The 25659-nt window shown below is 59.5% G+C and carries 20 protein-coding genes; 4 read left to right on the forward strand and 16 right to left on the reverse strand.

Annotated elements, in window-relative coordinates:
• Nucleotides 1-61: 61 nt before the first annotated feature.
• On the reverse strand, nt 62-1414 hold the full coding sequence (locus ACYQ15_RS17255) for a DUF2254 domain-containing protein (protein WP_459938736.1): 1353 nt from the start codon (nt 1412-1414) through the stop codon (nt 62-64).
• Nucleotides 1415-1620: 206 nt separating this feature from the next.
• On the opposite strand from ACYQ15_RS17255, the gene ACYQ15_RS17260 reads away from it, so the two are divergent.
• Complete coding sequence (locus tag ACYQ15_RS17260; protein WP_459938737.1) at nt 1621-2532, forward strand: EamA family transporter; 912 nt, start codon at nt 1621-1623, stop codon at nt 2530-2532.
• Between the two features lie 247 nt (nt 2533-2779).
• Here ACYQ15_RS17260 and ACYQ15_RS17265 read toward each other — a convergent pair whose 3' ends face one another.
• Complete coding sequence (locus tag ACYQ15_RS17265; protein WP_459938738.1) at nt 2780-4324, reverse strand: hypothetical protein; 1545 nt, start codon at nt 4322-4324, stop codon at nt 2780-2782.
• 766 nt (nt 4325-5090) lie between these two features.
• Here ACYQ15_RS17265 and ACYQ15_RS17270 point away from each other — a divergent pair.
• From ACYQ15_RS17270 to ACYQ15_RS17280, 3 genes are all read left to right on the forward strand, one after another.
• On the forward strand, nt 5091-6218 hold the full coding sequence (locus tag ACYQ15_RS17270) for a class II glutamine amidotransferase domain-containing protein (protein WP_459938739.1): 1128 nt from the start codon (nt 5091-5093) through the stop codon (nt 6216-6218).
• A complete protein-coding gene (locus tag ACYQ15_RS17275; protein WP_459938740.1) occupies nt 6182-7819 on the forward strand; it encodes a glutamate synthase-related protein in 1638 nt (545 codons plus the stop codon). Before ACYQ15_RS17270 ends, ACYQ15_RS17275 begins: the two co-directional genes overlap by 37 nt.
• A gap of 378 nt (nt 7820-8197) precedes the next feature.
• Nucleotides 8198-10570 (forward strand): FAD-dependent oxidoreductase, encoded by a 2373-nt coding sequence (locus ACYQ15_RS17280; protein ID WP_459938741.1) that lies wholly within the window; start codon nt 8198-8200, stop codon nt 10568-10570.
• A 273-nt stretch (nt 10571-10843) separates the two neighbouring features.
• On the opposite strand, the gene ACYQ15_RS17285 is transcribed toward ACYQ15_RS17280, so the two are convergent.
• The 14 genes from ACYQ15_RS17285 to ACYQ15_RS17350 all read right to left on the reverse strand — a co-directional run bounded on the left by ACYQ15_RS17285 (nt 10844) and on the right by ACYQ15_RS17350 (nt 25652).
• The gene (locus ACYQ15_RS17285; RefSeq protein ID WP_459938742.1) at nt 10844-11104 is read right to left on the reverse strand and encodes a DUF493 family protein; all 261 of its coding nucleotides are present in this window, start codon (nt 11102-11104) and stop codon (nt 10844-10846) included.
• Between the two features lie 7 nt (nt 11105-11111).
• Nucleotides 11112-13124: a methyl-accepting chemotaxis protein gene (locus tag ACYQ15_RS17290; protein ID WP_459938743.1), complete on the reverse strand. Its 2013-nt coding sequence runs from the start codon at nt 13122-13124 to the stop codon at nt 11112-11114.
• A 14-nt stretch (nt 13125-13138) separates the two neighbouring features.
• Nucleotides 13139-13618 carry a cytochrome c family protein gene (locus ACYQ15_RS17295; RefSeq protein ID WP_459938744.1) on the reverse strand — a complete coding sequence of 160 codons (480 nt, stop codon included), beginning with the start codon at nt 13616-13618 and terminating at the stop codon, nt 13139-13141.
• Nucleotides 13619-14121: 503 nt separating this feature from the next.
• Nucleotides 14122-14892 carry a tryptophan synthase subunit alpha gene (gene trpA, locus ACYQ15_RS17300; RefSeq protein ID WP_459938745.1) on the reverse strand — a complete coding sequence of 257 codons (771 nt, stop codon included), beginning with the start codon at nt 14890-14892 and terminating at the stop codon, nt 14122-14124.
• A 49-nt stretch (nt 14893-14941) separates the two neighbouring features.
• Nucleotides 14942-16117 (reverse strand): tryptophan synthase subunit beta, encoded by a 1176-nt coding sequence (trpB, locus tag ACYQ15_RS17305; RefSeq protein ID WP_459938746.1) that lies wholly within the window; start codon nt 16115-16117, stop codon nt 14942-14944.
• Nucleotides 16118-16574: 457 nt separating this feature from the next.
• On the reverse strand, nt 16575-17255 hold the full coding sequence (locus ACYQ15_RS17310; RefSeq protein WP_459938747.1) for a phosphoribosylanthranilate isomerase: 681 nt from the start codon (nt 17253-17255) through the stop codon (nt 16575-16577).
• On the reverse strand, nt 17245-18021 hold the full coding sequence (locus tag ACYQ15_RS17315) for an indole-3-glycerol-phosphate synthase (RefSeq protein WP_459938748.1): 777 nt from the start codon (nt 18019-18021) through the stop codon (nt 17245-17247). Before ACYQ15_RS17315 ends, ACYQ15_RS17310 begins: the two co-directional genes overlap by 11 nt.
• A complete protein-coding gene (gene trpD / locus ACYQ15_RS17320; RefSeq protein ID WP_459938749.1) occupies nt 18014-19015 on the reverse strand; it encodes an anthranilate phosphoribosyltransferase in 1002 nt (333 codons plus the stop codon). The genes ACYQ15_RS17315 and trpD overlap by 8 nt, the downstream gene beginning before the upstream one ends.
• Before the next feature lie 16 nt (nt 19016-19031).
• The gene (locus ACYQ15_RS17325; protein ID WP_459938750.1) at nt 19032-19613 is read right to left on the reverse strand and encodes an anthranilate synthase component II; all 582 of its coding nucleotides are present in this window, start codon (nt 19611-19613) and stop codon (nt 19032-19034) included.
• A complete protein-coding gene (locus ACYQ15_RS17330) occupies nt 19594-21024 on the reverse strand; it encodes an anthranilate synthase component I family protein (RefSeq protein ID WP_459938751.1) in 1431 nt (476 codons plus the stop codon). The genes ACYQ15_RS17325 and ACYQ15_RS17330 overlap by 20 nt, the downstream gene beginning before the upstream one ends.
• A 339-nt stretch (nt 21025-21363) precedes the next feature.
• Nucleotides 21364-22155 carry a prephenate dehydrogenase/arogenate dehydrogenase family protein gene (locus ACYQ15_RS17335; protein WP_459938752.1) on the reverse strand — a complete coding sequence of 264 codons (792 nt, stop codon included), beginning with the start codon at nt 22153-22155 and terminating at the stop codon, nt 21364-21366.
• The gene (gene aroA / locus ACYQ15_RS17340; protein WP_459938753.1) at nt 22152-23522 is read right to left on the reverse strand and encodes a 3-phosphoshikimate 1-carboxyvinyltransferase; all 1371 of its coding nucleotides are present in this window, start codon (nt 23520-23522) and stop codon (nt 22152-22154) included. The genes ACYQ15_RS17335 and aroA overlap by 4 nt, the downstream gene beginning before the upstream one ends.
• 28 nt (nt 23523-23550) lie before the next feature.
• On the reverse strand, nt 23551-24684 hold the full coding sequence (pheA, locus tag ACYQ15_RS17345; protein ID WP_459938754.1) for a prephenate dehydratase: 1134 nt from the start codon (nt 24682-24684) through the stop codon (nt 23551-23553).
• Complete coding sequence (locus ACYQ15_RS17350) at nt 24681-25652, reverse strand: 3-dehydroquinate synthase II family protein (protein ID WP_459938755.1); 972 nt, start codon at nt 25650-25652, stop codon at nt 24681-24683. Before ACYQ15_RS17350 ends, pheA begins: the two co-directional genes overlap by 4 nt.
• Between the last annotated feature and the right edge of the window lie 7 nt (nt 25653-25659).

The following is a 25659-nucleotide window of genomic DNA, read 5'->3' on the forward strand; positions in this document are numbered from 1 at the left end:
ATAGTTACGAAGATCTTTTCATGCCACACTGTCCTGGCCGTCGGCAAATGAACATGCAAGATCAAGAACCCGCCGTAGCTGGTTCCCTGCACAGCCGAACGACGCCTTGATACTTTTCTTCCACGGTCCAGCGGTCCGATTCTTCCGGCAAACCTTCGCGGGCGCCTCGGACAATCAATTCCGCGTGTCGCAAAAGCGTAGCTCGATCTTCCGGGCGACGCGCGAAACTGGCCACGGTGGCGATTGTTTCCAGAAGGCGGTTGGTCACCGCAACATTGGAGCGGGCATTTTGCCGGATCTGGTTGAATGCCGCGTCCGTGATTTCCGAAAACCGCAAAGGGGGGGCAATGACTCGCAATTTACGCCGATCGTCGTAAAGATAGGGTGACGGTTTGTCCCGCTGGGCCAGTCGGCAGAGAGCGGAGCTCAGTTGATCGATGCAGGCGATGGCCGTGAATGGGTCGTTCAAACTGGGCGACAGGGCGCGCAAGGCAATCTCGACAAGTTCAAGGACCGCAAACTCAATATCCTGGCTCGGTGTTCTTTCCCGATCCAGGGCGAAGGCTCGATTGACCCGTTTCGCAACCTGGTCGGTAACTTTGTTTTCCGGCCAAATACGTGCCAACGGGCGTCCCGCGACAATATACTGTCCCGGCTGCTGCTCCAGCCGAATGATCGCGTCTTTCTCTCCAGCCCATTCCAGCAGATCATTCTTGTCGATGAACTGGACATAGCCGTCGCCGGCAGCAAGTACGGGCTGAGACTTCCTGGAGATCGCATCCAGAAAATCCGGGGTGGGCGGCTCTATGGTTCGAGAAGCATCCCCGTTACGCTTTTCCGGGTAAAGCTGGTCGAGGGTTTTCAGCAATTCCTTGCCGACCCGGGTCACGACGTTGTTGGCCTGGATGGAAACAGAGACATGGTGAATGAAGTAGATCAAGACCCCTACGCTCAGGACAGCGAACAGCACGGCCAGAGTGACTGACAAGTGCGGAACGAAAACCGTATCACCGGGAGATTCCACGCGGCGCACCGTGCGCAGTACGACAAGACAATACAAAAATGTCGCGACGAATGTGCCGAGCACGACCTGGGTCGGCGTGTCGCGCATGAAATTGCGGAGCAGTCTGGGACCGAGCTGGGAAGAGACAAGCGACAGGGCTACCAGCGTCATGGAGAAGACGACGCCGGCAATAGTGATCATTGAACCGGCTATGGTTTTGAGCACAGCGCTGGCGCCCTCGGCTCCGCCGGAAAAAGTCCAGCCCATGGTCAACTCAAAAAACTCCGCCAAGGGATCCTTCAGGACGATGGTTATGAGGGCCAGAGCCACTGCCCCGGAGGACATGACAACAGGGATGAACCACAAGCTGGACCGGATCCGAACGAATAGTTTCAAGAACTGCGCTTTCACGACGATGCCTCACGCACCGGCAATATTTCAGATGTATCAGCGCGGGTGTGGGATGCCGGAACGTTCGGCGCTTTTTTTTATCACACCCTCAATTTTTGCCGGAATATGCAAAAGATATCTTGTCGGCGTGTAGATGCACAATACGCAGAATTGCTTATTCCTTTGATAAAAATTCTTAAATGCGGAAATGAGGAAAAGAGAAAGACATGGACATATTGCTCGCACTTTTAGCCGCCGTCGCATTTGGAGCGGCGGATTTCAGCGCTGGTCTGGCATCGCGGAGGTCGCCCGCGCTGACGGTGACCTTTCTTTCCCAATTGACGGGATTGGTGATGTTCGGGGTCGTCCTGGGCCTGATCAGGGAACAGCCAACGGTCTTGGCTGTCGGGTGGGGATCCGTTGCAGGTGCTGTCGTCGCGTTGTCGATTTTTGCGTATTATCGGGCTCTGGCCATGGGGAACATGGGGATTGTGGCCACGATCACGGCGATCTGGTCGGCGGTGGTGCCGTTTGCACTTGGCCTCGCCCTTGGAGAACGCCCCACATGGATGGCTGTCTGGGGCATATTCTGCGTCATCATCGCCGTGGGCATCATGTCGCATGTCCCCAAACGGGCGTTGGCCCCAGCGGGAACAAATCCGGGGGGAAGGAGTCAAGTCACTGCTTTGGTCATTGCGGGACGTCTGGGCGAGATTCTAAAAACCCCGGGCTTGTTGGGGGCAACTCTGGCCGGCATCGGGTTCGGCCTGCTCGGCATCTTCATGAAGCAGGCAAGCATGCACGGCAATATCATGTGGCCGGTTTTCGCAGCGAGCATTGCCGCGGTTGCGACTACCGGGGTCGTGCTCGCTGCGACAAGATCACTCCTGATTTTTCAACGGCAAAACCTGCCCCATATTGTCTCGGCGGGAGTGCTGCAGTCCCTCGGAGTCCTGTTTTTTTTACTGGCGATTCAGGACAGTCTGGTCTCCATCATTGCCGTGGTCGTCGCCCTTTCTCCCGCGCCGACCATGTTTCTGGCGCGGGTTTTTTTCAAGGAAAACATGACCAGAGCCCAGGTGGTTGGTGTGGTCATCGCCCTGTGGGGCATTGTGCTGATTACCGTGCATCAGCCCTGACCCAGTCGGATAGTACCTGGGCAAACGCCACGCAATGGGCAAGCCCAACCCCAGGCGAATTACGCGATAATGGAATCAGTTTTGTAACTACTCAGCAGAGTCAGAAAAAAGATCTGGATACCGGCTTTCGCCGGTATGACTAACATGGAAACGGCTTGCTCCGATACGTCATTCCGGCGAAAGCCGGAATCCAGTGCTGGGGAATGGTCATGCACCGTATGTGCTGAATAGTTACTCCGTTTATTTGTTATACCGCAAACATTGAATACAGGATTCCCAAAAATCCAACGGCGGCCAGGATGAAGACCGGCGTTCTCGGCATTTCACCTTCGTTTTCCATGGCCCGCCCGAACATGAAAAAAACGACGGGGTGGACGAGGAACGGCATGGAGAAAATGAAGGGAATCAAGAGGGCTGCTTCCTCGCCGAACATGCCGCCCTGGGTGGCGGCGAACAGACCAAAGTGGGAAATGCCTGAAGATACGGCCATGGCCGTAAACCCCAGAGGCATGCCGACGATGCTGAGCAGGACGAATCCGCCGAATACGGCGCAGAGCTGCCAGCCAAAGGAAAATTGCATCAATCCCTTGACCTCGCTGGCGTCCTTCCCGCCGGCTCTGCCCATGGTCCGCATGGAGTAGACGGTCAGCAGGATGCCGACCAGAACTATGAGCAGGGACGGCCACATGATCAGTCTGTCAACTTGTGCGCTCATGGCCAGCACTGAAAAAACGAAAATATGGCCGAAAAAAGGGATGTTGATCATGATCGGCGCCCGGTAGGCAGCCGTTTTGCCAAGGTCTCCAGCCGTACAGGCGCCGGTCAATCCGGAGTGGGACAAGGCGCCGGCCATGCCCGGAGCAAGGTTGCGGGCCTGATTGGTTTTACCGAACAGCATCAGCAAGGCGATTCCGCCGAACATCCAGAACATTTGCCCGAAAAAACCATACGCCAGGACGGCGTTCATGCCGGTGATGGCAAAGGCTTCGGTGATTCGGGATCCGCCGATCATGAAATTGGCGGCCAGAACAACGGGAATTCCGGCAAACAGCAGGGCCCGGATAGTCGGCCCGAAACGCCAGCGATACATCAACGCTCCAAGACCGGCGGCAATGATCATGGCAAAAAAGATCTGGGGCAGGGCAATGACGGGCCTGATCCACATCGCAATGGTATACGACACCAGAAGAATGCCGAGAATGGCAGCCACTTCCACCAGCCCCATCTTGATATACAGGCGCTTGTTGGCCACTTTGGCCTTGTGATCGATGAGGATCACGGCGCCCACCAGCCCGAGATAGGCAATCAGCGGATAGAACCGGCTGAGATCGCTGAAACTCAGACCCACGATCAGGCGGTACAAGGCCTCGATTCCAATCAACAGGAAAAAAGAACGGATGATGAAGACAAGCTGGGTGCGCCCCGTACCCAAAACGGTTTCTTCCGTGGAGGGAACCACCATGTCGTCCGGATCAAGTTCAACACCGCCCAGGATCTTCCGCAGTTCCTGCCCTCCCACGAAAAAGGAGACCGTCAAGGCGACAATGGTCGTTCGGCTGACAAGGTCGATCAGTGAAAACTGAGGCAAGCCGGGAGTGGATACGCCGCTGGCCACCAGCACGTAACCCATGGTCAGCCCGAAAATGACGATGATCAGGATAGGCGAATAGCGGGTCCCGGCCACGGCCGTCCTGGCCACCAGGACCATGGGAATGAGGAGAAACAACGAAAGCAGGAACTGGTTCAGGATCTGCAAATTGGCTATTTGATCGACCACAACGGCGACATCCATGAGACGACCTCCTAAAGCATTGCATTACGGACTATGACAGGCATGCAGCGGCTTTTACCGATACTGTACCCAACTCCTCTACCAGGACCCGTGGTGTTTATCAACGAGAACGCCATTCCTGGGCGACAATCCCTGAGCCCCTCCCTGAAAGCTTGTACTATTCAGCTTCGTTCCGGCTTGTCTCGATTTTTCGGCCTCGCAACTCCTTTGCCGGCTTCGTACATCGAACCATTGCTCGAATAAACATCCATTGGCGCTTCAGGCGATTGGCAAAGGTTCGATGAACGAATCCTGGCTCAGTCAGACTGAGCGATGCCAAAAATCGAGACAAGCCGGAACAATCCAAGTTTGTCATGAAAAGTGCTGAGAAATTACGAAAGCTTTTACAAATCCTGAAAGAAAAACCTTGCCATGAAGAGAAGCATTCGTTAGAGATGTTTCAAAAATGGCAACTGTCATCATAAGTCTGCATTTTTGTACGTTTTCCTGAAAAAAATGGATATGGCGTATCATTATTTATGCTCCTGTTTTTGGTGATATCCGGCATGGGGCGGATGTTTTTTTGTCTGTCTCACACATTTATGTGGCTTCTTGCTGAAAGCCCTGACTCCTGTTAATACATTTTTGTATCTTTGTGGGAATTTCAGGTGCCATTTCATGCTCCATATTGCGGGTATTTGTTATGCTGCTTTTCAACTTTCAGTCGGCAATCGTCTTGCGTCATCAAGTTGATGTACTGTTCTCACCTCAATGAACGAGTTTACCCATGTGCCGCTTATTCTCTCTGACCAGTTCCCAGCCCGTATCGCCAATGCGGGCCATTGAGGCGCTGGATGTGATGAAGGAAGGTCACGACGGTTCGGGAATCGGTCTTTTTCTGACTGATCTTTCCGGTCCTTTCCAGGAATTCAAAGACCTGCCCATCCTTTCCGGCATTTTCACCCAGAATGGCCTGCGCCGTCTGGACACCGTCATGGCCGAGAAAGGGTTTGTTCCCAAATTTCAACTGACCTTGAACATGAAAGAGACTCCTCCGGGCACTCCCCGCAGGGAAATCTATCTGAGCCAGGTCTACGAACCTCCGGCGCACTGGAAGGACCTGGAGCCGACGGTTCGCGAACAGGAATTGACCAAGACCCGGCTGGCGTTGCGCCACATGGGCCAGGCCGAGGAGGACATGGTCGTCTTCAGTTTCTGGCCGGACGTGATCATGATCAAGGAAGTCGGCGATCCCATGGAAATTGGCCAATATCTTGGCCTGGACCGGGAGGAACTGTTCGCGGGGCGGATACTTGCTCAGGGCAGGCAGAACACCAACTACGGCATCAATCTGTACGCGTGTCATCCCTTTTTCATCCAGGGCGTGTCCACCATGACCAATGGCGAGAACACAGCCTTTGTGCCCATCAAGGAATATTTGAGCACCCAGGGCGTTCCCGGCTATGAAGGATACCAATCCGACTCCGAGGTGTTCACCCATATCCTCCATTTTACCCTCAAGGGACTCGGGCTCGGCCTGGAAGCCTACAAGCACGTGATCACCCCGCTTCAGGCTGAAGATCTGGAAGCTCATCCGGACCGGGATTTTCTGCATACACTGAAGCAGGCTTGCCGGCGGCTGATCATTGACGGCCCGAACTGCGTCATCGGCTGTCTGCCGGACAAGACCATGTTCATGGTCCAGGACCGCAAGAAACTGCGTCCCGGCATTGTCGGCGGCAGGCCAGGCCTGTACGCCTTCTCGTCCGAGTCCTGCGGACTGGACGCGGCCATTCCGGAACGCGACAAATCCAAGGATTTTCAACCCATGCACCTTGACACGGCCATTGTGTCACCCGATTGTCAGGAGATTCGAATATGCCGGCAAACGCAGCCGTTACCCCATCTACATTAAGTCAACGCGACCTTCCCTGGCAGATCAACTGGGATATCCATACCTGCACCCTGTGCGGGAGATGCACGGCGGTATGCCCGGTCAACTCCATCGAGTTGGGTACCTTCCGCAAGCGGACCATCGTCACGCCGCCCCTGGGCCTGCGGGAAAAGCCCACCTCCAGTTCCAACGTCTATTACGGCATCCGGCAGCGCACGGATCCGGCCTATGCGTGCATCGGCTGCGCCACCTGCAACATGGTCTGCCCGAACAACGCCATCCGGCCGCTGAAGTCAGAAAGCATGGACACGTTGCGCTATCATCGCGACAGGGGCGGTCAGCCGAGAACCCGCGGCGGCCGGCGCAATGCCGGGGAAAGCGTTCTGGATCAGATCAAGTTCATGCGCATCTCCATGCTCACGGACCCGGCCCTGGACGCCGGACGCCATGAGTTCGAGCTGCGCACGCTGGTTGGACGCATTCTGCCTCCGGCGGAAGCGCTCAAGGCCCGCCGGGAGCAGGGCTGGATGCCGCCGGTCCGGGAAATCTATCCATTGATGATCGGTTCCATGAGCTTCGGAGCCTTGTCCCCGAACATGTGGGAAGGATTGCAGATGGGGGTGGCCTATCTCAACGAGGAGCTGGGCATGCCCGTGCGCATGTGCACCGGCGAGGGGGGATGTCCGCCCCGGCTGCTGCGCTCGCGCTTCATGAAGTACGTCATTCTCCAGATCGCCAGCGGCTATTTCGGCTGGGATGAGATCATTCACGCCATTCCGCACATGAAGGAAGACCCCTGCGCCGTGGAAATCAAGTACGGTCAGGGCGCCAAACCCGGCGACGGCGGACTGCTCCAGTGGCACAAGGTCAACCAGCTCATTGCCGCGATCCGCGGCGTGCCGCCCGGCGTCAGCCTGCCCAGCCCGCCCACGCACCAGACCAAGTACTCCATCGAGGAAGCCGTGGCCAAGATGATCCAGTCCATGAGCATGGCCTGGGGTTTCCGGGTGCCGGTATATCCGAAGATCTCCGCCTCCAGCACGTCGCTTTCCGTGCTGAACAATCTGACCCGCAATCCCTATGCCGCGGGGCTGGCCATCGACGGCGAGGACGGCGGCACCGGCGCGGCCTACAACGTGTCCATGAACCACATGGGCCATCCCATCGCCTCCAATCTGCGGGACTGCTATCTGAACCTGGTCAAGCTGGGCAAACAGAACGAGCTGCCCATCATTGCCGGCGGCGGAGCGGGCAAGAACGGCAACCTGGCGGCCAACTCCGCGGCCCTGATCATGCTCGGGGCCAGCGCGGTCCAGATCGGCAAGTACATCATGCAGGCCGCGGCCGGTTGTCTCGGATCCGAGGGCGATCGCTGCAACATCTGCAACATCGGCCGCTGTCCCAAGGGCATCACGTCCCAGGATCCGCGGCTGTATCGCCGCCTGGACCCGGAACAGGTGGCCGAGCGGGTGGTGGACGTGTTCGTCGGGTTCGACACGGAACTCAAGAAAATCGTCGCTCCCCTGGGCCGCTCCACCTCCCTGCCCATCGGGATGTCCGATGCTTTGGGCATTGCCGACAAGGCCGCGGCGGAAAGGCTGCAAATCAAGTACGTGGTGTAGGGATTGATTTTGCGGTTCAGTCGGCCTTCGTTGCACGAGCAACGAGGGCCAGCGACGATCCGCGACAGTTGCGCTTGATGTAACAACTCAGCTGATCCGTGTTCATGATGATCGACCACGAAGAGCACGAAGGACACGAAGGCTGAGTTTCCATTGTGGTAATTGTGAATGAATGCGAGGTGCAACATCAGATGTTTGTTTCCTGTATCCTCCGTGTTCTTCGTGCTCTTCGTGGTGAAAAACAACATTAAATCAAATACAAGTCTTTATTTTAATTGCTGAATACTTACGCAATTTTTTTTCGATACTCTACCCAGGAAAACGTGAACCGTTCATCCATAACGTCCGTGAACGGAAATATCTCTTGACGAGGCATATATGAGCAACGCAGAAGCAGTACGCATCGCCGGTAAAGACGAGACAGGGCGGGTTTCTTCCCGGATTCTGGAAGAGCGCATTCAGGAGGCCGTGCGCAACGGCGCCTGTGACCTGGAAGTTGAGGCCCGAGGTCAGCATGGTATTGGCGGGCGGCTTTTTCAGCCGGAAGGCAAGCCGATCAACGTGCGGATTACCGGTTCATCCGGCCAGCGCACCGGATCCATGGGTTCGCCGGGAACAACCATTGAAATTCACGGCCCGGCGTCCGACGACATCGGCTGGCTCAATGCCGGGGCGGAAATCATCGTCCATGGCTATGCCACCAACGGCGCCTGCAACGCCATGGCCCAGGGCAAGGTTTTTGTCGCCGGTCCCATTGGTTCCCGGGGCATGACCATGACCAAGTTCAACCCGCGATTTTCCCATCCGGAATTGTGGGTTCTGGGGTCGACGGGGGATTACTTCGCCGAGTTCATGGCCGGGGGGATTGCCGTTGTTTGCGGTCACGAGGCGCAGGATCCCTCCAACGTGCTGGGCTATCGTCCCTGCGTGGGCATGGTCGGCGGGAAAATTTTCTTTCGCGGTCCCATTCATGGCTACAGCCAGGCGGACGCCAAGCTGACGCCCATATCCGACGAGGAATGGCAGTGGCTGACCACGAACATGGAGATTTTCCTCGACAAGGTGCATCGCAAGGAGCTTCTTGCTGGGCTCACGATCCGTGAAGAGTGGCAGTGTCTGAGCGCACGCACGCCAATGGAAAAGATCGGGGCAAAGCGCCGCTCAATCACTGAGTTTCGCCGCGATATCTGGGACAGAGAATTGGGCCGCGGCGGCATGATCGGTGATCTGACCAACCTGGATCGCAGCCCGATCCCCCTGATCACCACCGGAGACTTGCGCCGCTATGTGCCGGTCTGGGAGCATCGCAAGTATCTCGCCCCATGTCAGGCCGCCTGTCCCACGGGCATGCCGGTTCAGGAGCGCTGGCGTTTGATTCGCGAAGGCAAGGTGGACGAGGCAGTGGACGTGGCCCTGGCCTTCACTCCGTTTCCGGCCACCATCTGCGGATACCTCTGCCCGCATTTGTGCATGCAGGGCTGCACCAAGGGCGTGGCCGGAGGGCTGCAGCCCGTGGACATCACGGATTTGGGCAGGAAAGGCGTCGGATCGAAGCCGCCCAAACTCCCGGAGTTGAGCGGCACTCGCGTGGCGGTGATCGGCGGCGGACCGGCAGGCATTTCCGTGGCCTGGCAACTCCGGCTCAAGGGACACGATACCTGGATTTACGACATGGAAAAGGTGCTCGGCGGCAAGATGGCCACGGCCATTCCCGAACAGCGCATTCCCAAGGAGGTGTTGGAGGCGGAAGTCGAGCGTGCCCGTCAAATCCTGCCCCATGTTCATCTGCAGCAAAACCTTTCCCACAAGGAATTTGATCAACTGAAGGCGGATTTCGACTTTGTGGTCATTGCCACGGGCGCCCAGAAACCCAGGACCATCCCCATCCCCGGCGCGGAACGGATCGTGCCGGCCCTGACCTTCCTGAAGAACGCCAAGCTGGACAATCAACCCGTGGGTCGACGGCTGGTGATCATCGGAGCGGGCAATGTGGGCTGCGACGTGGCCACCGAGGGGCACCGCCTGGGCGCGGACGAAATCACCCTGATCGACATCCAGGAACCGGCATCCTTCGGCGAAGAGCGCAAGGCCGCGGAACGCGCCGGCGCGGTTTTCCGGTATCCATGCTTCACCAAGGAAATCACTCCCGAAGGCGTGATGCTGACCACCGGGGAGGTGATCCCGGCGGACACCGTGGTCATCTCCATCGGCGACCTGCCCGATCTGGGATTTTTGCCCGAAGCCATCGCCACGGACCGGGGTTTTGTCCTGGTCAATGAGAATAATCAGACTTCCGACCCGCAGGTTTTTGCCATTGGGGACATCGTCAAGCCAGGCCTGCTCACCGACGCCATCGGCGCAGGCCGCAAGGCGGCCGGGATCATCGATGAAATCGCCACGGGCAAGCGTCCGTCGATGGATTCTTCCTGGCTGAAGGACTACTCCATCGAGTACAGCGAATCCTCCGAACGCATCGACTATTCGCGGATGACCCTGGAATATTATGATCCCCGGATCACGGAATACAACGACCTGAACCAGTGCGCCTCACAGTGCTCGTCTTGCGGTTCTTGCATGGACTGCAGCCTGTGCGACGTGGTCTGCCCTGCGGCGGCCATCGAGCGCAAGGATCTGGGCGACGGCAGATACGAACGTTTGGCCAATCCGGAGAAATGCATCGGCTGCGGTTTTTGCGGCAAATGCTGCCCCTGCGGGGTCTGGGATCTGGTGGAGAACACGCCCCTGGGATAGCAAAGAATTGAATCCTGCATGTATCTATTCAGCAAAATCCGCGAAAAAGATCTGGATACCGGCGTTCGCCGGTATGACTGTATAGATACAGCTTGTCACGATAAGTCATTCCGGCGAACGCCGGAATCCAGTGCAGGTAAATGACCACCCTCCGGATGAACTGAATAGTTACTCCTGCATAAACAAACAGGCCGTTGGCAATGAAAAATGCCAACGGCCTGTTGTTTGATCGCCTCCGCGGGCGAACATGTCCCCGGTATCTACAAAGGGTACCTACAAAGAAATGATCCCCTCGATGTCCGCTACAGCTTCATAGACCGCGATCACACTGGCACTGGAGGGCATGACTACATTGGCAGTCACGCTGATGTAATTGCCTTTGCCGGATTCGCGCACGCTCACTCCCTCCCGGGACTCGAACACGGCCAGCAGTTTTTCGGAACTCGCCCTGGGTACGATGAATTTGAAAGGATACACCGCGGGCCAGCAATACTGTTCGTCCAGAAGTTTCTGGAAACTGTCGTAGTCTTTCATTGATTGATCAGCTTTCCTTGAATCGTTTGACCAGTTCGCTCAATTGATCCGACATGCGGGCAATCTCCTGGATATCGAGGTTCGCGGTCTGGATTTCCTGGCTGTTGGCCATGGAGAGCTGACTGACCTGGCTGATGTTCTCGTTGATTTCATCGCTGGTGACGGATTGCTGCTCCGCGGCGGTGGCAATGGTGGTCACCATGTCGGCGATGGACTCGGATTGGGAGACGATGGACTGCAAGGCCTCGCCGGTGAGCAGGGCCTTCTTGGCCGTATCGTCCACCACCTGGCGGGTTTGTTCCATCTTGCGCACCGCGTCCCGGGTGCTGTTCTGGATGGTGGTGATCACTTCCTCCACCTGTTTCGTCGCCTGCATGGTCCGTTCGGCCAGTTTGCGCACTTCATCGGCCACTACGGCGAATCCGCGACCTGCGTCTCCGGCGCGAGCCGCCTCGATGGCGGCGTTGAGGGCCAGGAGATTGGTCTGGTCGGCGATGTCGTTGATGACGCCGAGCACCTGGCCGATGTCCTCGGCCCGGTGAGCCAAGTCATTCAGGGAACGGGAAAGAATATCCGTGTCCTGGGCCACTTTCTTGACGTCCTCCACGGTTCCTCGGACACCTTCGCCGCCTTCCTTGGCGCTTTGGGTCGCCCGGGCCGCGGCATCGGCGGTGCTGGCGGAATTACGGGCCACTTCGATGACCGTGGTGGTCATCTCGTTCATGGCCGTGGCCGCCTGGGTGGTTTGCTGCTCGGTATGCCCGATCCGTTCATTGACCGTGCTGATCTGACCGGACAATTTATGAGCCACGGAAGAGAGATTGAGGGCCACCTCGGTGACATCCCGGGCAACGGTCAAAAGATTGTCCTGCTGATTCTGGATTCGTGTTTTGGCTTCCTCTTCCTGGCTCAGGTCGATCAGCACGCCGATGGCCCCCACCACCTGCCCCTGGGCATCCTTGAGCGGTGAAACTTCCCGGTAGATGGGCACCAGTCGGCCATTGGGGTGCTGGTATTCGCGTTTGCCCTTGATCAGCTTGCCCTCGCGCAGAACCTCCGAAGCCGCACCGACGCCGGCTTGACCACGCATGATTTCGCCGGCCGTTCGTCCTTCCACGTCTTCCCTGGATTTGCCGAGCAGTTGCAGGGCCTGGTCGTTCATGAACTGGATCCGTTCGTCCTTGTCCGTGACGTACATGGCCACGGCAATCCCTTCCAGAACCCCCTTGTTGTATTCCAACTGATTCTGAATGCCGCGAACCATGAATTGCAGGTTGCCGGCGAGTTGCGACAGTTCATCGGCCCCCGTGACCTCGAACTCGACGGAATAGTCGCCCTGGCTGATTTTCTGACTGGCGGAGCTGAGTGTGGCGATTTTTCCCACCACCGCCCTGCGCATGAAGACCAGCAGACCGATCAGCAGAATGGCGAAACCGCCGGCGGACAAGGCCGCTCCCTTGACCTGATGGTCCCTAAGGATCGCGATATCCTCGCTGACGTCCTGAAACACGAGCATGGCGCCCAATATCGGCTGGGATGATCCATGGCAGTGATAACAACTTGGCTCGTTGGGGATGGAGCGCAGACGGACGTATTTGGTGGCTTCCGCCTGTTCGATAAGCACTTCCCGATCGGTTTCCCGAAGCAAACCGTCTTGCAGCAGCTCGCGAATCTGATCATGGTCAACCACTGTAAGCATGTCTCGGCGAATGACCTCATGCTGCGTGGAGTAGGTGATGTTGCCGCGAAAGTCGGTCAGATAAATATCCACGTCCGAATATAAACCCGCGACTTTCGCAAACTGGGCTCGCGTGCCGGCATCGTCGCCGATGAGCATCGGCTCCTCGATGGCCAGTTGCAGGAGGTCGGTGACGCGCAGGCCCATGCGGTCGATCTGACTCATGGCGTCGCTGCGTTGCCAGTAGGAGTTGACGAGAAATAAGGCAGTGAAGACCGTTGCCGTGAGGATGCTGACCAGGACGAGGATTTTGGTTCCCAGGGAGGCGCGGAGTATTTGCATGATCACATCCTCTCTTAGTGGGCGCCGGCATGAAGGAGGGGTTTGTAATTGATTACCCGAACGCGCTCATCTTCGTGGCAGGGCCGACAAATCTCAATGGTCAGGCTGCCTCGGATATCGGCTCGATCACCGGTAAGCACATGCACGGAGCCAGGTCCATGACAGCCTTCGCAGCCGACATGCCCGAGATCAGGGGTCTCCTCGAAACTGCGAAACCCGCCGGGACGGGTATATCCCGTGGTATGGCAGCCGTAACATTCCCGCAGTTCCTCGGGGGTCAGCTTCGGCGCCATCAGACGCACGCTATGATCGGATTTGGATTTATTGGAATGTTCGATGAAGTTTGCATACTGATCATAGTGACAGTCCGCGCATTGCTTGCTGCCGACGTAACTCGCGTTGACAGGCGCCTGGGCGCCGGTGATCAATGGCAGAAAACAAACCAGCAGAAAACCGAGAATAACGGCAAGTCCAGTCATAGCCTTTTTCATCATTTCCTCCAGGTAGCGTCGTAATGGATTCTGATTGTGCTATGGTATCCCATGCGGCGTAGTTTCGGCGACATGTACGAGGTCTATGTGAAAAAAGCAACGAGTGCTACAAAATTGTTGGAAAGCATCTGTTTCATGCTTGGCTGGCTTTGCCATGCGGCCGTCAGCAAACCAAAGCGCGGGTTGGCACCTTGAGAGTGAGCATCCGGCAATGACTCGACGGCTTATTCCAGGTAACTATTCAGCGCTTTCATGATAAACTCGGAGTGTTCCGGCTTGTCTTGATTTTTGGCATCGCCTCTCTGACTGAGCCAGGATTCGTTCATCGAACCATTGCCCAACGCCTGAAGCGCCCATGGATGTTTATCCGAGCAATGGTCCGATGCTACGAAGCCGGTGAAGGTGTTGCGAGGCCGAAAAATCGAGACAAGCCGGAACATGGCTGAACAGTAACTATTTCAGATCATCAAACAAGCTGATTTTCATGTCTCTCACAAGAGACAGTGTCAATTCATCCAGGGGCTTAAAAAACTTCCCACTCGCCCTGTTTCCGCGATGTGCCGAATCAGCGAGCTGCCCATGACAACTCCGTCCACCGACTCTTCCACGCCCTGGAGCTGGTTGGGTGAATGCAGGCCGAAGCCCAGGGCCAGGGGGATGGAAAATATTGATCTGGCCTGGATCAGGGCGGACTGCAGTTCCGGAGGCAGGGAGGCTCGCTCGCCGGTGGTGCCCATGACCGAGACGAAGTAGACGAAACCCGTTGCCTTGTCGGCGTGCATGCGCAACCGTTCCGGCGAGCTGTTCAGGCCGACCAGGGGGATCAGGTCGATGGCGTGCGCCAGCAGGTCCTCCCGGATTTCCGCGCTTTCCTCAAAGGGCAGGTCCGCGATGATCAGGCCGTTCACGCCGGCTTCCGAGGCTTCCCTGGCCAGCTTGGGGATGCCGTATTGCAGAAAGGGATTCATGTAACCCATCAGGACGATTCCGGCGTTGACGGAAGCACGTCGTAGACGCAACTCATCCAGAATCCAATCCAGGGATATGCCCTGTTCCAGGCAGCGCAAGGTCGCCTGTTCGACAATGGGTCCATCGGCCACGGGATCGGAGAAGGGCACGCCGATCTCGATGATGTCCGCTCCGGCGGCGTCCAGGTCCTGGATGTGCGCCCAGAAATCCTGCTTGTTCGGATACCCGGCGGGGAGGTAGGGCATCACGGCCTTGCGGCCCTGGGATTTTGCCTGTTCGATTTTTTGGGTCAGAAGATTGTGGGACATTGTTGATGCTCCAGGATGTTGAGAGTGTCGTGATGGATTTCGCGATTATTTATTTGCTTTTGGACAAGGCGGCGCGGACGATTTCCAGATCCTTGTCGCCGCGGCCCGAGAGGCAGATGACCACGTTCTCGGTGGCAGGCAGGGTGCCGGAAAGACCGACCGCATAGGCCAGGGCGTGGGAGCTTTCCAGGGCCGCGAGGATGCCTTCGGTCCGGGCAAGGCGCATGAAGGCGGCCAGGGCCTGATCGTCAGTGACGCTGACATACTCGGCGCGACCCAGGGCCTGCAGGTGAGCATGCTCCGGTCCGACGCCGGGGTAGTCCAGGCCGGGAGCCAGGGAATGGGACGGCAGGATCTGACCCTCCGGGGTCTGCAGGAGCCTGGTCATGGTTCCGTGCAGCACGCCGGTGGTTCCGGTGCTCAGGGTGGCGGAATGACAGCAGCCCGGTGATCCGTCACCCGCGGCCTCCACCCCGATCAGCGCGACTTCCGGGTGGGGAACAAAGGCATGGAACATGCCGATGGCGTTGGATCCCCCGCCCACGCAGGCCACGACCCGGTTGGGAAGACCGCCGGTCCGTCGCCGGAACTGCTCCAGGGCTTCGCGGCCGATGACGGCCTGCAGTTCGCGCACCAGGAGCGGGAACGGATGCGGTCCCACGGCGGAGCCGAGACAGTAATGGGTCTGCTCCTGCTCGGCGATCCAGTGGCGCATGGCTGCATTGATGGCGTCCTTCAGGGTCCGGCTGCCGGACTCCACGGGCTGAACGCGAGCGCCCAGCAGTTCCATGCGCTGAACGTTGTGGGCCTGGCGGACAACATCCTCGGCTCCCATGTACACCAGGCATTCCAGGCCAAGCAGCGCCGCGGCCGTGGCCGTGGCCACGCCGTGCTGCCCAGCGCCGGTTTCGGCCACCAGCCTGGTCTTGCCCATGTGCTTGGCCAGCAGGGCCTGGCCTACGGTGTTGTTGATCTTGTGCGCCCCGGTATGGGCCAGATCCTCGCGTTTGAGCCAGACGCCGAAGCCAAGCTCTTTCGAGAGGCGCGCACAATGGTACAAGGCCGTGGGGCGACCGACATAGTGTTCCAGCAGATCACCAAGTTCCCGTGCAAAGGCTTCGGTGGGCATGATCCGTTCCATGGCCTCTTCCAACTCCAACAACGGCGGCATGAGCAGCTCCGGCGCGAATCGCCCGCCGAAATCGCCAAAATATCCTTTTTTCATCGGTTCTCCTTAATTGTCCACGTGATACGGTTGTTAAGATTTTTGTTTGCGGATTGACACAGATTGACACAGATTGAAGAACATTCTCGATAATAATATCCGAAACTGTATAAAATTCGGGTACAGCCTGATAGCTACCATGCACCTGGATTCCCGCCTTAGCAATAATGACATTAAAAAGGTACGCACTACCCAGCACATACGGTGCATGATCATTCTCCAGCACTGGATACCGGCTTTCGCCGGAATGACGTATCTGGGCAAGCCTTTCCCACGCTAGTCATACCGGCGAAAGCCGGTATCCAGGTCTTTTTCTGGCTCTGCTGAGTAGTTGCAAAGATGCTGTCATTAAGCTCGTCATGCCCGCGAAGGCGGGCATCCAGGCCATGCTCGCCTCAATTCTTGTGCAGTTACCACTATCCTGTGTAAATCCTCATGAGGTGCTCCATCAGCTGCTTCACTGGTCTGTTACCGGTTTGGCTGCATTGATCTTCCACATTGCCATTTCCAGTTTCAGCCTGGACTTCATTCCCGGAGCGACTTCAACTCCCGAATTCAAATCCAGTCCGTCGGGTGTACACTGGTCCAGGGCCTGGCGGATATTTTCCGGACCCAGCCCCCCGGCCAGCAGCCAGGGGCTGGGGGAGTTCAGGCCGTGCAGGCCGGCGAAGTCCAGACTTGCTCCATGCCCGCCGCCGCTGGTTCCGGCATCCAGGAGAAACCAGCGGCAGACCGAAGCGTAAGCGTCCAGATCCTGTTCCAGAAGCTCTCGCCTCGCGTAGCGTTGCGGCCAGAAGACTCGGATGACCCGATTAGCGCCCACGGCGGCGCAGAATTTCCGGTCCTGCCCGCCATGCAATTGGGCCAGATCCAGCCCGGCCATTTCCATGATCCTGAGTACTTCCTCCGCGCTTTGGTCGACGAAAACACCGACCCGTGCCGCCTGGCCTTTGGGCAAGCCGGCCACGAGCTTCGGGTCGACAGAGCGGGGGCTGGGCGGATGGAAGATGAAGCCGGTCCAGTCCACGCCCATTTCGTCGCAAAGCAGGACATCTTCGGGCCGACGTAATCCACAGATCTTGATCAACGGCCGTCGCCGTCCTGATGAATGATGGACGACTCGGAATTCAGGCAGCATGCAGTTCCTCCAGCAGCTGAGCGAGGGCAAGGCCCGGATCCGGTTCCTGCATCAATCGCGTGCCGATGAGCAGCCCGTCGAAGCCGGCATTGCGCATCCGGCGCATGTCCCGAGCCGAGTTCATGCCGCTGGCGCTGATCCAGGCTTCATCGGAAGATTTGTGCCTGATCAGTTCCTCGGAAATGCGCAATTCCGTGGTCAACTTGTCCAGGTCCCGGTTGTTGACCTGAATGATGTTCGAGGCGGCGGCCTTGGCTTTCTCCAGATCGGCGGCGTCGAAGACCTCCACCACGGCTTCCAGGCCATGCTCCCGGCACGCGCCGAGCATGGCTTCCAGCTCCGCCAGGGTGAGCATCCGGGCGATCAGCAGCAAGGCCGAGGCCGGGGTGGCGGCGGTTTGCAGGACCTGCAGCGGGTGCAGCAGAAAATCCTTGCGCAGGACGGGCAGGCCGGTATCGGCCATGATGGGCAAAAAATCCAGACTGCCCTGGAAGTGGATTTCCTCGGTGAGCACGGAGAGGGCCGCGGCTCCGGCCCGGGCATAGCCCTCGGCTGCCTGAACCGGGGTCCATGTCGCATTGATCAAGCCTTTGCTGGGCGAGGCGCGCTTGTATTCGGCGATCACGGCTCCTGGGCCGTGGTCCAGCAGGGCCTGGCGCAGGGATGGTCTTGCAATGGAGAGCGGTTCCGGAGGCGTCCCGGCTGCGACCATCCGTTGCAGCTTTTGGATTTCGGCTTCCTTGGCGCGGCGGAATTTTTCAAGCATGGAGCACCCGGCTGCCGACACCCTTTTTGACCGCGTCCCGGGCCAGCTCCGCGCACTCGATCAGGGTTTTGCCCTCTTCCAGGAGGTAGAGGCAGGCGGCCAGGTTCAGGGCCGCCATTTCGGCCATGGCCTTGGGGCCGTTGCCGGCCAGGATTTCGCGCATCACGCCCACGGCATGGTCCTTGTCCTTCACGGTGACGTCTTCCGGAGCATGGCGCGCAAACCCCAGCTTCTGCGGGTTGATGGCCGTCTTTTCCATGATGCCGTCCTTGATGATGTAGCACCGGGCCGGACCAAAGGTGGTCAGCTCATCGTAGCCTCCGGCTCCATGGACCACCAGGGCCCGCTCCACGCCGGTGAGCAGCAGGGCTTCGCCCATGATGAACAGGAAAGCCGGGTCGCCCACGCCGATGAGCTGGTGGGTGGGGCGGGCCGGATTGAGCAGGGGGCCCATGAGATTGAACAGGGTCCGGATGCCCAGTTCCCGGCGCACGGGCATGATGTGCCGGAACGCCGGATGATAGGCCGGAGCAAAAAGAAAGACGAACTTGCGGGCCGCCAGGTGGTCGGCCACCTGCTCCGGTTCGGTGTCCAGGGGCAGGCCCAGAGCCTCGAGCACGTCGGCGCTGCCGCAGGAGGAGGACACGGCCCGGTTGCCGTGCTTGACCACCTGATAGCCCATCTCGGCCAGGAACAGAGCCACGGCCGTGGAGCAGTTGAAGCTGCAGGCGTTGTCCCCTCCGGTACCGCAGGTGTCGATGCGCACGCCGGACAGACCGGGGATCGGGAGGGCATGATCCAACCCGGCCCGCACGCCGGCGGCCAGGTCCGTGGAGTCCTCGCCCTTGGCCCGCAGACCCATGAGAAAGGCGCCGGCCTGGGCTGGACCCAGTTCGCCCTGGAGCAGGGCGTTGAAGATCCGGTCGGCCTGGGTGTCCGTCAGGGGCTGTCGCCGGGCCAGTTGTTCAAGAATATCGTTCACGCTGTCGGTCATAACTTGTCCTCCTCGGTTAGGCCGCAATGGGCTGCATCTTGAGAAAATTGTCCAGAAGCCTGGGGCCGTCAGGGGTCAGGATGGATTCGGGATGGAACTGCACGCCGCACCACGGCCTGTCCTTGTAGCGCAGGCCCATGACTTCGCCCTCTTCGGTCCAGGCGGTGCGTTCCAGAAGATCCGGAGCTTCCTCCACCCGGACCAGCAGGGAATGGTAGCGTCCGCATTCCAGGGGCTGGGGCAGTCCGGCGAAGAGTCCTTCATCGGTATGGAGCACCGCGGAGGTCTTGCCGTGCATGATCCGGTCGGCAACCACCACGGAAGCCCCGGCATGATGTCCCAGGATCTGGTGGCCGAGACAGATGCCCAGGACAGGGATTGTGGTCGGCAGGAGCTTGAGAAAATCCAGGCATTGTCCGGCGTTTTCCGGGCGGCTGGGTCCGGGAGATATGATCACGGCTTGCAAATCCGGGTTTTGGGCCAGATCCATCAACCCGGGCTGGTCGTTGCGCACCACGTGGGGAAAATGCCCCAGAACCTGGAACGCCTGGACCAGGTTGAATGTGAATGAATCATAGTTATCGATAAGTAAAAACATCGCTTCCTCCCTGACGTTTGAAGGCTTCCAACAGCACTCGGGCCTTGTTGTGGCATTCCTGCCATTCCTTGACGGGGTCGGAGTCGTATACGATCCCGGCTCCGGCCTGAAAATGGACCTGCCCGTCCCGGACCCAGAGGCTGCGGATGGTGATGCCCGTGTCCAGGTTGACCTCGTTTTGCCGCGTTCCGCTTGCCGGATTCAAGCCCAGCCAGCCCACTGCCCCGGCATAGGGTCCCCGGGGAAGTTGTTCCTGTTCGGCAATGATTTCCATGGCCCGGATCTTGGGCGCGCCGCTGACCGTGCCCGCGGGGAAGGTGGCCTGGAGCACGTCCAGGGCATCCTTGCCTTCGGCCAGTTGGGCCTGAACGTAGGAGGTCATGTGCATGACATGGGAGAACCGCTCCACCTGCATGTATTTGCCCACCTCCACAGAGCCCGGCGCAGCGATACGGCCCAGGTCGTTGCGCCCCAGGTCCACGAGCATGACGTGCTCGGCCCGCTCCTTGGGATCGGCCAGCAGTTCCACGGCCAGTTGTCGGTCCAAGGCCTCGGTTTCCCCGCGGGGCCGTGTTCCGGCAATGGGGCGGGATTGGAGCAGGCCTCCCTCGCAGCGCACCAGCAGTTCCGGGGAGGAGCCCAGCAGGGTCAGCCGGGGCAGGCGCATGAAAAACATGTAGGGGGAGGGATTGATCTGGCGCAGCCGCCGGTAGAGCACGAAGGGCTCGCCGGAAAAGGGCGCTTCGAACCGGGTGGAGATGACGGTCTGGATCACTTCGCCGGTGCGGATCAGTTCCTTGGTTCGGCGAACCCGTTCCATGAATTCATCGCCCTCGGGGATGTGCCGGACCTGGCCCACCACCGGCGGCTCGTCCGGAACAGCCTGTTGCAGTTCTTCCACGGAGTTGCGGTCCGGGTCGAGGCTCAGCACGCAGCAGCGATGGTGCAGGTGGTCGAACAGGGCCACCCGGCCGGGGAGAACGAGGCAGCAGTCGGCCTGGGACGGAGGCAGCAGCGAGGCAAGCTTGGGTTCGAACAATCCGGCCATTCCGTATCCGAAGTAGCCGTAGAGACCTCTGACCAGTGGTGGAAGGTCCGCGAACTCGTCCTGCGGGGTAATGCGCAGCGAGGCCATGATCTCGCGCAGGGCGGGGATGAATTCCTCACCATCCAGCTTTTCCAAGTCCTTGAGACTGGAGTCATGGGTCTGAACGTCCATGCGGCCTTCCCGGCAGCTCAGGCGCAGCCGAAAATCCCAGGCAATCAGGCTGTATCGTCCGAGGCGACCGTCCACTTCAGCGCTTTCCAGGAGGATCCCCGGGCGCTTGCCCACCAGGCCGAGAAACAGACTGATGGGCGTCTGAACATCCGCGGCCAGCCATTGGCCCGTCTGGGGCAGATCGATATGCATTTGCGTTCTCCTTGGTTTGGGTTCGCGTTTTGTTTTTTTACCACGAAGGACACGAAGAGCACGAAGTGAGACAGATGACAAAATAAATAATACTGCGCTGTTCATTCGCGAATTCAAATCATCCAGAGAGAAATCATTTCTTCATGACCTTCGTGTCCTTCGTGCTCTTCGTGGTAAAATCTGCTTGCTGCTGATCGCATAATGACAGTGCGTGCTGATAACTTCTCAAAGCTGACAGTTGATTGCCCAACAAAAAAAAGCCGCCTTCCCTGGGGAAGGCGGCTTTTGAAGTCAAATGTCGTGATGATGCACAAGCTTTTGGGCCGGTCTTCCCCTGGACTATGAGCTTCGCCACCACCAGCCGGCCCGCTGGGCAAGGACGTCCACGTCCCCGCCGGCGGCGATGTTCAGGTGGGAGCGAAATTGGCGGACCGCGTCCTGGCTGTAGGGGTTGGCCTCAAACAGGTCCGCGAAAAGGGCTGCGTCCTCGGTGAGCATCTTACGGGCCGCCTCCAGTCTGCGCTCAAAGGAAGGTGTCAGGAAGTCCCGCAGTGCGTCATCCCCGGCCAACGCAGCCAGATAGGCGGCGGTGGTCACGAAGTTCAGCCCCTGAATCGCGGCCATGGCCCGGTCATGCGTCTCCGCCGTGGTGGGAAAGGTCTGAAAGCCCAGGCCCTGAAGCAGTTGAGCGACCATTTGCATGGCCTGTTCGTCGCGGCCCGGGATCACGGCAACGCGCGGTTCCTCGCCGGGATCCTGGCCGAACAGGGGGTGCGTGCCCACCACCGGTCCCGGGTGATGGTCCAACATCAGGCGCAGGGGCTGGATCTTCACGGAGCAGATGTCCATCAGGATGGAATCCAGCCTGCAATGCGGGGCGCATTTAGCCAGGACTTCCTCCATGGCCGGTGCGGGAACGGCCAGGAGCACGAGATCCTGGACGGGCAAAACCTCGGCCAGAAGCGGGGCTTCCAGGGGCTGGTCCAGCCCGGTCGTCTCGAATCCGGCCTCCTTGAAGCGGGAAACGAACAGGCCGCCCATGCGCCCGCCGGCGCCGATCACGCAGCAGCGGGAAATCCGGCCGGGAGCGGAGTGATCCCAGCTGGACGGTTGAGCCGTCGTCAGCGTCATGCCGTCTCCTGTCCGGCCGCGTGCAGGCCTGTTTTCATCTCCGCCCAGCGGGTCCAGAAGTCCGGAAAGGATTTGGCAACGCAGCCCGGCTGGTCCAGCTCCACGCCGATTCCGGCCAGTTCCAGAAGCGAGAGGCTCATGGCCAGGCGGTGGTCGCCGTAGGTCTTGAAGGCGAAGCGTCGGCCTACGGGAAGGGGCGCGGGTTCGATACGCATGCCGTCCTCCAGGGGGGTGGCCCTGGTTTCGATACGGGTCAGTTCCGTGACCACGGCATCCAGACGGTCGCTTTCCTTGATCCGCAGGTGGGCCACGTTGCGGATGGTGGTGGTTCCTTCGGCCTGGGCCGCCACGGCCGCCACCGTGGGTACCAGGTCCGGGCAGTGGCCCATGTCCAGGTCCACGCCGTGCAACCGACTGCCTGCAACCACGACCTCGTCCTCTTTCCAGGTCACCCTGGCGCCCATTCTGGCCAGGATGTCCGCTATTGCCCGGTCGCCCTGGAGAGAGTCCATGTTCAGCCCCCGCAGCCCCACCGGAACACGGCTCAGCGCGCCGGCGGCCAAGAAGTACGAGGCGTTGCTCCAGTCGCCTTCCACGGCCATGTCCCGAGGTTGATACGCTCCAGGGTGGACGATGATGCGCAGGCGTCCGGGTACCACGTCCCCTGGGTTCTGCCAGGGCACGTCGGTCCAACCTTCCTGTTGCAGGCTTTGGACCTGGAAACTTGCCCCGAATTGTTCCATGATCTGCAACGTCAGACCGACGTAGGGCCAGGAGACTACTTTGTTTCCGCCTATTTGAATCGTCATTGCGGATCGGGCCAAAGGCGCGGCCAGAAGCAGGCCGGAGAGGTACTGACTGGATTCGTCCAGATCGATGGAGACTTCACCGCCGGGCAGACCCGCGGCCCGCAGGAGCAGGGGAGGGCAATCCTGCTGTTCCAGGTAGTCGATTTCCGTTCCCTGCGTGCGCAGAGCCCGGACCAGGCTGGCAATGGGGCGGGAGTGCATCTTGCCCCGGCCCTGGATCCGGAACATTCCCTGACCCGCGGCCAGGACCGCGGTCAGGAGGCGACAGGTGGTGCCCGACTCCCCCACGTCCATGATCAGCGGTTCCTGGTCCTCCTGGCCCTGGCGGCCCAGCGGGCCGCGAGGCATTCCGGAGACCGTATGCCGGCCCGGTTCATCACGCTGGATCAGTGCCGAAGCCAGGGCCAGAATGTCCCGGGTGCGTTCCAGGTCCTCGCTTTCCAGGACATTGGACAGGTGGGATTTGCCCGGAGCCAGGGCTGCGGCGATGAGGGCGCGGTGGGACAGGGATTTGGAGGCCGGGGCCTGGAGAATGACGGGAGATGGCTGTGTGGTCATGGAAAATCCTTGGATTCAGGAAAAAAGATCATGTGTCGGCGGTGACGTCCAGGTAGGGACCAGAGGGGTAACTGCCGAGTATGCGCAGGGTATGGCAGTTGTTGCGCAGGTCCACCAGGACCTGCTGGTATTCCTCGCGACTGATGTCGCACTCCAGGTCCACGAAAAAGACGTATTTCCATTTCTCGCCGCGAAACGGCCGCGATTCCAGTTTTTTCATGTTGATGCCTTCCCGGGCCAGCAGGTTCAGGACCGCGGCCAAGGCCCCGGGCTTGTCCGGCAGGGTGAACAGGATGGACGTCTTGTCCTGGTTGCCCGCTCCGGCCGGAACGGAACCGATGACCAGGAAGCGGGTCCAGTTGTCCGGCTGATCCTCGATACGCTGGGCCAGGGTGGTCAGGCCGAGCATCTGCCCGAGGCGGACATGGCCGATGGCGGCGCTGTCAGGTTCCTCCAGGACCCGGCGGCCCGCTGCGGCCGTGCTTTCCGCGGGCACGATGCCGGCCGTGGGCAGATGGGCCCGCAGCCAGGCCGAACATTGCTCCAAAGCCTGGGGATGGGAATAGACCCGTTTCACGTCGGCCATTTGCCGAGCCGTGGAGAGCAGGGCGTGGCTGATCTTGCAGTAGATTTCCGCCTGGACATGAACCTCGAACTGCAGAAACAGATCCAGGCTTTGCCCAACGGTGCCCTGCAGGGAGTTTTCCAGCGGGATCACGCCCAGTTCGGCTTCCTGGCGCACAATGGCCGTGAAGACTTCATGCAATGTCGGCTTGGGCCGGAATTCACCGCTGTGGCCGAGGTATTCCACCCCGGCAAAGTAGGAAAACGTCCCTTCGGGCCCGAGGTAGACGATGGTCTGCGGGCGTTGCAAACGGCGGGAGGAGGAGAGGATTTCCCGGTAGATGGTGCGCAGATGCTCTTCCGGAAGGGGGCCGGGATTGGTTGCGATCAGTCCGGCCAGGAGTTCCTTTTCGCGGAAGGGCTTGAAGATGATGTCCTTCTGGTCCCGCTTCAGTCGTCCGACCTCCAGGCTGAACCCCGCCCGGCGGTTCAGGAGGGTCAGAAGTTCGCGGTCCACGGCGTCGATCCCCTGCCGCAGTTCGGCCATGCGGGACCTGGTCTCCTCCGACAGAGGTATTTCGCTGCTGTTCTGGCTCATGCTTCGCTGATCTCCTCGGTAATGGCCATGCCGAAATGGCGTCCTGCCGTGTCCAGGCGGCACAGCACCTCGTCGCCGGGGGCCAGGGCCACCACGCTGACCGGTGTTCCGTCAGGACGCGTCAGGCGGATGGTTTCCGCGTTCTGCAGGAAGAGCGTGCCCCGGCGGCCTCCGCTGGAGGCGGTGATCAGGATCAGGGGACGAATTTCGATTTTAGACCGCCCGACTACGGCCAAGGATGTCCGGCCCTGGGCGTCCACGACCAGCACTTCGCGACCGGCGGATATTTCCCCGAGATAGGCGGTCCGGTCGCGAGGCAGCAGGGTATAGGCGTGCACGGCGCCGGCATTGATCCGGAACGGTCTGGCCGCGACATAGGGATTGTCTTCGGTTTCGGCATGGACCAGAAAGGTGAAGGCGCTGGAATTGCCCACCAGCATGCCCTGGCCGGTGCGCAGCAGTGAGCAGGTATCCACGCAGACCCTGTGGCCCAGGCCCACGGGCGCGATTTCCTCGATCCGGGCCGTGTCCAGCTCAAGAATGCCTTCGGAGAGCTTCAATGCGGCCACGATGGCTTTCAATTCCTGCACCGCTTCGGGCAGAACAACCACGAAATCCACGCCGCGTTCCAAAATCCCCGCGGCCAGCCGGGCCTGGTCCAGGGACATCACCTCGACGCCGAGGCCGTCGCCCTGGGCCAGAATGTTTTCCACGGGAATGATCTCCCAGCCGAGACGCAACAGAACCTTGCCCTGGGTGCGCAGGCAGTGCACGGCCTGTTCTTCGTCGGCCTTCTGTTCCAGACAGATGGTTTCAATTTCATTCTCAGCCAGGACCTGAACGCGGCCCAGAGCCTTGATCTCGTCGACGCGGTCCGGGGGAGCGATCAGAACGTCCACACCGGATTCCAGGGCCAGGGTCACTGAGTTCTTGTCGAAGGGAACGGCTTTAAACCAGACTTGGGGCATGTTGGTG

Source organism: Desulfonatronum parangueonense (genome assembly GCF_054656975.1).